The 7,169-nt window shown below is 75.4% G+C and carries 7 protein-coding genes and 1 pseudogene; 6 read left to right on the forward strand and 2 right to left on the reverse strand.

Annotated elements, in window-relative coordinates; translation table 11 throughout:
* The first annotated feature begins 343 nt into the window (after nt 1–343).
* The 5 genes from CCN29_RS20765 (at nt 344) to CCN29_RS20785 (ending at nt 4,409) form a co-directional block, all read left to right on the forward strand.
* Nucleotides 344–949, forward strand: coding sequence for a sulfite oxidase-like oxidoreductase (locus CCN29_RS20765; protein ID WP_031016686.1), 606 nt, complete (start codon nt 344–346; stop codon nt 947–949).
* Nucleotides 950–998: 49 nt separating this feature from the next.
* Complete coding sequence (locus CCN29_RS20770) at nt 999–1,718, forward strand: ferredoxin reductase (protein WP_006134495.1); 720 nt, start codon at nt 999–1,001, stop codon at nt 1,716–1,718.
* Nucleotides 1,719–1,832: 114 nt separating this feature from the next.
* A complete protein-coding gene (locus tag CCN29_RS20775) occupies nt 1,833–2,420 on the forward strand; it encodes an Rv1733c family protein (RefSeq protein WP_086683652.1) in 588 nt (195 codons plus the stop codon).
* A gap of 139 nt (nt 2,421–2,559) precedes the next feature.
* Entirely contained in the window at nt 2,560–3,528 is a 969-nt protein-coding gene (locus CCN29_RS20780; RefSeq protein WP_006134497.1) for an acetylxylan esterase, read from the forward strand.
* A 122-nt stretch (nt 3,529–3,650) separates the two neighbouring features.
* Nucleotides 3,651–4,409, forward strand: a complete 759-nt coding sequence (locus tag CCN29_RS20785; RefSeq protein WP_006134498.1) for a GntR family transcriptional regulator — start codon at nt 3,651–3,653, stop codon at nt 4,407–4,409.
* On the opposite strand, the gene CCN29_RS20790 is transcribed toward CCN29_RS20785, so the two are convergent.
* Nucleotides 4,379–5,146, reverse strand: a complete 768-nt coding sequence (locus tag CCN29_RS20790) for an acyl-CoA thioesterase (RefSeq protein WP_086683655.1) — start codon at nt 5,144–5,146, stop codon at nt 4,379–4,381. The genes CCN29_RS20785 and CCN29_RS20790 overlap by 31 nt on opposite strands.
* A 103-nt stretch (nt 5,147–5,249) precedes the next feature.
* Nucleotides 5,250–5,996, reverse strand: coding sequence for a class I SAM-dependent methyltransferase (locus CCN29_RS20795; protein WP_006134501.1), 747 nt, complete (start codon nt 5,994–5,996; stop codon nt 5,250–5,252).
* A 179-nt stretch (nt 5,997–6,175) separates the two neighbouring features.
* Between CCN29_RS20795 and CCN29_RS20800 the strand changes: the two are divergent.
* Nucleotides 6,176–7,169: pseudogene (locus tag CCN29_RS20800) on the forward strand (D-alanyl-D-alanine carboxypeptidase family protein); the annotation flags it as partial.

Raw genomic sequence — 7,169 nt, forward strand, 5'->3', positions numbered from 1 at the left:
CGGGACGGGAGGGCGGGACGGGAAGAGGGAGAGGAGGGGAAACGGTCGCAACGGTGCGGCAAGAGCCTGGCCTTTCGGGAGCCGAAGGGCGCTCTCGGGGTCACCCGTTCCGGGTGGACCGTGTCGTTCCGAGGTGAGAGCACCCGACCTGACGAGCGGTAATGGGTCTCACCTCCTCGGTGGACGGCCGGGTCGGTCCGCGGCCGGACGGCCACCCTACCCGACGATCACCGCGGCGGTCCGGTGAACGGGACGCCGCCGCCCCGTGCCGTGCGGGCGGCGGACACCCCGTACCGTGGAGTGCGGAAACACCCGCACCACCCGTAACGGAAACGCCGATCACGTGAACATCACCCGAGGCTTCACCGGCCGTCCCCGCGCGCACGACCCCGGGCTGCCGCCCGGCCAGTACGACGCGCGGGACGAGTGGCCCGTCCTGTCCGCCGAGGTCACCCCCGACCTCGCGCCCGAGGACTGGACCTTCCGGATCGACGGCCTGGTGGCCGAGCCCCGCACCTGGGACTGGGAGCAGGCCCACGCGCTGCCCGCCGCCGCGTACGAGGGCGACATCCACTGTGTGACCGGCTGGTCGAAGTTCGGGGTGACGTTCGGCGGTGTCTCGCTGGACGCCTTCCTGGACCAGGTCCGGCCGCTGCCGTCGGCCACGCACGTGGTGGCGTACGCGCACACCGGGTACACCACGAACCTCCCCCTCGCCGACGTGACCGGCGGGCGGGCCTGGATCGCCTGGGAGTACGGCGGCGAGCCGCTGCCCGCCGAGCACGGCGGCCCGGCGCGGCTGCTGGTGCCGCACCTGTACTTCTGGAAGAGCGCCAAGTGGATCGCCGGGCTGCGGCTGCTGGACCACGACGAGCCGGGCTTCTGGGAGGGCAACGGCTATCACGCGCGGGGCAACCCGTGGGAGGAGCAGCGGTACTCCGGTGACTGAGGTGACTGAGCCGACGACGCTGCCGAGGACGCCGGCCACGCGTTTCGCCGTGCCCGGGCGCATCGGTGTGAGCGAGCAGACCGCGTCGGTGTGGCGGACGGCCACGCTGACGGAGATCCGCCGGGAGACGCCCCGCGTGTCGACCTTCCGGTTCGCGGTGCCCGGCTGGCCGGGGCATCTGCCCGGCCAGCATCTGATGGTGCGGCTGGTCGCGGAGGACGGGTACACGGCGCAGCGCCACTACTCGATCGCCTCGGCGCCCGACGACTCCGGGCACATCGAACTGACGCTGGACCATGTGCGGGACGGCGAGGTCTCCGGCTGGTTCCACACGGTGGCGCGCCCCGGCGACCGGATCGAGATGCGGGGGCCGCTCAGCGGCTTCTTCGCCTGGCCGGGCGACCGGCCCGCGCTGCTGCTGGGCGCCGGGTCGGGCGTGGTCCCGCTGATGTCGATGGTGCGGCACCACCGCGCCCGCGGGCTGACCTTCCCGCTGCGCCTGCTGGTGTCGGCGCGGGGCCCCGAGGACCTGATCTACGCGGACGAGTACGGGCCGGAGACCACCCCGGTGTTCACCCGGGCCGCCCCGGAGGGCGCGGCCGTCGGACGTCTGGCCGCCGCGCATGTGGCACCGCTCCTGGCCGAGCAGCCGCCCGGTGGGTGGGAGGCCTATGTGTGCGGCTCCAACTCCTTCGCCGAGCACGCCTCCAGGCTGCTGGTGGCGGCCGGTCAGCCCGTGGAGCGCATCCGCATCGAACGCTTCGGCTGACCGGGGCACCTGCCCGAACTACGCGCCTCACCCCCTGCCCCTCCCCCGGGCGGCGTTGTTTCGCGCGTCCGCCGCCGGGGCACCCGGCCCGGACCGTTCCAGGGGAGGCAGGAGATGCGCGCGCGGGTGCTGTCCCGGCGGCGGCGCGGCCCGCTGTGCCGCCGCTCGGACGTCGTCGAGGCGTGGACGGCGGTGGCGGTGGCCGTGCTGCTGTGCCTGACGGTTCCGCCGGCGGGGGTGCTCACCGCCCGCTGGGCCTACGAGGACGCGCGGACGGCCGCGAACGAGCAGCGCGCCGAACGCCACCGGGTGCGCGCGGAGGTACTGGAGCGCCCCTCGACCGCGCGTCCCCCGTCCGGGTCGGAGTCGGAGCGAGGGCCCGCCGCCCGGGCGACCGTCCGCTGGGCGGACCCCGACGAGGGCACGCGTACAGCCCTGGCGCGGGTCCCGGCCCGCGTCCGCCCCGGCGAGGCGGTGGACGTGTGGCTGGACTACCGGGGACGCCAGGTGCCGCCGCCGGTCGACGACGCGTCGGTGTGGCAGTACGGCGTCGGCATGGGCACCCTGGCCGCCGGCGCGACGGCGGCCGCGCTGCTGCTCGCGCACCGTGCGGTGCGGCGGGCGGCGCTGCGGCGCCGGCTCGACGAGTGGGAGCGCGACTGGGCGCGCACCGGTCCGCGCTGGACCCGCCGCGGCGTCTGAGCCGCCCGCGGACACCGTCGTACGGCAACCGCTTTCCCTGCCACCCACCTGGGCCTTCCTCTCCGCACCCTGGCGGGCTCCGCATGATCCACGTACCGTGTCCTCGCTTCGCACGGTCCCTTCACGAAGGCGGTCCCGCATGTCCCTGTTCGACCTGTCCCTCGACAAGCTGCGCGCGTACCGCAGCGCGTCCACGGAGCCCGAGGACTTCGACGCGTTCTGGTCCGGCACGCTGGAGGAGGCGCGCCGGCACGACCTGGACGCGCGGTTCGAGCCGGTCGACACGGGGCTGACGACCGTCGAGGTCTTCGACGTGACGTTCGCCGGGTTCGGCGGCCACCCGGTCAAGGGCTGGCTGACCCTGCCCGCCGGCGCGGACGCGCCGCTGCCGCTGGTGGTGGAGTTCGTCGGGTACGGGGGCGGCCGCGGTCTGCCGCACGAGCATCTGCTGTGGGCGTCCACGGGCCGGGCGCACTTCGTGATGGACACCCGCGGCCAGGGCAGCGCGTGGGGCGGGGGCGGCGGCACCCCGGACCCGGTGGGCGGCGGTCCGGCGTTCCCCGGCTTCATGACGCGCGGCATCGACGCGCCGGAGAACTACTACTACCGGCGGGTGTTCACCGACGCGGTGCGCGCGGTGGAGGCGGCGCGGTCGCATCCGCTGGCCGACGCGAGCCGCACCGTGGCGGTCGGCGCGAGCCAGGGCGGCGGCATCACGATCGCGGTGGGCGGGCTCGTCCCGGACCTCGCGGGCATCGCGCCGGACGTGCCGTTCCTGTGCGACTTCCCGCGCGCCACCACCCTCACCGACCGCAATCCGTACCGGGAGATCGGCAACTTCCTCAAGACCCACCGCGGCAGGGCGGCGGACGTGCGGCGCACCCTGTCGTACTTCGACGGGGTGCACTTCGCCGCCCGCGGCACCGCCCCCGCCCTGTTCTCGGCGGCGCTGGAGGACCAGACCTGCCCGCCGTCCACGGTGTTCGCGGCCTTCAACGCCTGGGCGCACGAGGACAAGACGATCGAGGTGTACGACTTCAACGACCACGAGGGCGGCGGCCCCTACCAGGAGGCGGCGCAGCTGCGCTGGATGCGGGACCGCGCCTGACGGACCGCACGGTTCCGGCCGAACTGCCGGACCGCCCTTCCCTGATGGTGTAGACCAATGCTAGATCTGGTGGCTCAACGAGCCCGCACCGCTACGGAACGTCACCAACAGGAGGGCGCGGCATGGCCCGCACCACCCCGCACCAGCATGTCCGCACCGGCCGGCCCCTCATCGGCGGGGAACCGCTGTACCGGAGGGTCGCCGCCGAACTGCTCGGCGAACTGCGCGCCGGCACCGTCCCGCCCGGCGAACGGCTGCCCGGCGAGCGCCAGTTGGCCGAGCACTTCGGCGTCAGCCGGGAGACCGTACGGCAGGCGCTGCAACTGCTGCGGCGGGAGGGGCTGATCGCCACCGACCGGCGGGGCAGCCATGCCGCGCTGCCGGGCGTGCCGGTGGAGGCGCCGGCCGTCGCCGGTTTCCCGCTCGGCGCGCCGCAGGCGGGGCGGGAGGCGGTGGCCCGGGCCACCGTCACCTGGGAGGTCCCGCCGCCGGGCCACGCGGAGCCGCTCGGGCTCGCGCCCGGCCGGCCCACGCTGGTGCACCGCTACTGGTGCGCGTCGCCCGGCGGACGGGAGCAGCGCACGGCGGTGACGTCGTTCTCCGCGGTGACGCTGGCGGAGGTGGAGGAGCTGGCCCGCTACCGCGACCGGGCCGACGGCACCGGCGCCGCCGAGCTGCGCCGGACCTACGACTGGATGCGCCGGGCGGGCCTGTCGCTGCACCACCGCGACACGATCACCCGCATCCCGGGCACGCCGTCGGTGCGGGTCACCCGGCAGGTGCACGACCAGCACGCCCGGCCGCTGGAGCTGACGGAGCTGGTGATGGACGTCCAGGAGGACGCCCTGGTCTACGAGTTCATGGTGCCGGCCGCGGTCTGAGGGGTCACCGGGTCGCGCACCACGCGGGCCTGCCGGGCCGCCGCGAGCAGCCGCCCTTCCGCCGACCACACGGCGCTGTCGTCGAGGGCCCAGCCGCCGCCCGCGTGGTCGGTGCGGATGCGGACCAGGCTCCAGCCGTGCGCGGGGCCGTCGTCGAGGGCGTCGGTGAAGTGCACGGTCATCTCGGCGGTCGGGACCGGGCGCGGGGTGCGCCAGCGGGCGTAGAGGGCGGGCGGCAGGACGTCGGCGAGCGTGGCGACGGCCGCCGCGTCCACCGGCCGGTCGTCCCGGAAGCGCACCCACGCGACGAGCACGGCCCGGGGTCCGCCGGCCAGCGGGAGGTCGGCGGTGGCGGGGCGTATCTCCAGCTGCCGGGCGAACAGCGCGAGCTCCGCGGGGAGATCGACGGGGACGCAGTCGTCCGGGCCGGGCACCTCGGGGGCGGTGAGGCCGGTGTGCGCGGGGCCGCCGCGGGCCGGCCCGAACAGCGCGGAGCCGAGGACGACCGGTTCGCCGTCCTGGTGGCCGGTGAAGAGGCAGGTGGCCGTGCGCCGTCCGGTGGCGGGCGCGGTCCCGGAGAAGCGCAGCGGGCCGGTCCCGACCGGGGTCAGGTAGTGCGTGGTCAGCGAGCGCACGGGCCGGTGCACGCCGGCGAACGCGTCGCGTACGGCGGTGAGCGCCGCGCCGGCGACCCAGCCGCCGTGCATGCCCTCGAAGGACCACCAGCGGGGGTCCATGCGTGTCGCGTCATAGGCAGTCGTCGTCACGCGGGCCACTCTAAGCGGGTAAGTTGGAAATTCCAACGGACAGCCGGGATCGAGTTCGGACGGACGCGGCGGCTCAGGATGCGAGCGGCGTCCGCCCCTCCCCCTTCTCGGCGACGATCAGCCGTACCCGGGGGCTCCTGTCCCGTCGGCGGCCGAACTCGGGGAGGGCCAGGAACTCCACGCGGAACCCCGCGCCCTCCAGCCCGCGCCACAGGTCGCCGAAGCGCACGGCGCGGTAGTACATGACGAACGGCGGGCGCCACACGGCGTTGCGCACCCGCATGACGGTGTCGAACCCGAGCAGCATCGCGTGGGCGAGGGAGCCGGGCCTCGGCGGCGCCACGACCGGCAGGACGAAGCGGCCGCCGGGCCGCAGCACCTTGTGCACCTGGGCGAACAGGCCCGGCAGTTCGGACGGCAGGAAGTGCCCGAGCGCCCCGAAGCTGACCACGAGGTCGAACTCCGGCCCGAACGGCAGCGCCCGCGCGTCCGCCCGCACCCAGGACACGTCGAGCCCCGCGGGCCGCCGGCGCGAGCGGGCGACCTCCAGCATCCCGGCGCTGAAGTCCACGCCGGTGACGGCGTCCCGGCACACCTGGCGCAGCACGTCGACTCCCGCGCCGGTGCCGCAGCACAGGTCGAGCCCGCTGCCGTGGGGGCCGGACTCCAGCAGCGCGGCGACGGTGGCGTCCAGCACGGAGTCGGGGGTGCGGAAGGGGGTGTGGTCGAACTTCGGGGCGAGCAGGTCGTAGCCGCGCTCGACGGACGACAGGGCCTGGACGGCGAGTTCGCTCAGGCGGGGGCCTTCGGGGCTGAACATCCGCCCAGCCTAGGGCGCGGGCAGCGATGCCGCCCCGCGGTCGCGCCGGGACGCCCGCACACCGGGGTCGCGCCCTCGCCGGCACGCCGTCGCAAGCCGGGCGGAGCATCCGAGTGCTCGCGCACGGCCCCCGGCCGGGGCAGCACGGTGTTCGGGACGTCCGTTCCTACGTTTGCGATATGACTATCGGATTTGCTTCGCGGGCTGCCGTGTCGGGGTGCGTGCTCTGCGCGGCCGGTCTGCTGGCGCTCGCGCCTGCCGCGGCGACCGCCGGTCCCCACGTCGATCCCCGGCCAGGGACGCCGGACGCCCCCGCGTCCCTGCTGTACCGGCCCGGCACGCACGTCCGGCCGCGCGCGGGCGCGCCCGAGGTCCCTGACCTGTCCGCCCGCTCCTGGCTGGTCGCCGACGCGGACACCGGTGAGGTGCTCGCCGCGCACGACGCGCACCGCAGGCTGCCACCCGCCAGCACCCTCAAGACGCTGTTCGCGCTGACCGTGATGCCGGCCCTGCCGTCCGGCATCCGGCACCGCGTCGACCCGGAGGAACTGGAGGGCATCGGCCCGGGCAGCAGTCTCGTCGGGGTTGCCGAGTACCGGACGTACCGGGTGTCCGACCTCTGGAACGGGGTATTCCTGAACTCGGGCAACGACGCCGTGCGGGTGCTGGCGGCCCTCAGCGGCGGCTGGCGGGCCACGGCCGAGCGGATGGAGGAGAAGGCACGGGACCTGGGCGCCCGCGACACCCGGGTGACGTCGCCCGACGGGTACGACGAGCCCGGCCAGGTGTCGTCGGCGTTCGACCTCGCCGTGTTCGGCCGGGCGGGGCTGCGCAGCCCCGAGTTCGCGGAGTACTGCGGGCGGGCGGAGGCGAGCTTCCCGGCCCGCGACGGCGGCAGCTACCCGATCGTCAACACCAACCGGCTGCTCACGGGGGCGGACGGGGTCGCCCCGTACCGGGGCCTGATCGGGGTGAAGAACGGCTACACCAGCCATGCCGGCAACACCCTGGTCGCCGCCGCCCGCCGCGACGGCNNGACGCGTTCGCGGTCTACGAGGAGGCGCGCGCCCTCCTCGACTGGGGCTTCGACGCGGCCGGGCACGTGACCCCGGTGGGCTCCCTGGACGCCCTGCGCAGCGCCCCGCCGGGCGGCCCGGAGGCGGACGCGGTGGC

It is taken from the genome of Streptomyces pseudogriseolus, assembly GCA_002154585.1.
Lineage (GTDB): Bacteria > Actinomycetota > Actinomycetes > Streptomycetales > Streptomycetaceae > Streptomyces > Streptomyces pseudogriseolus.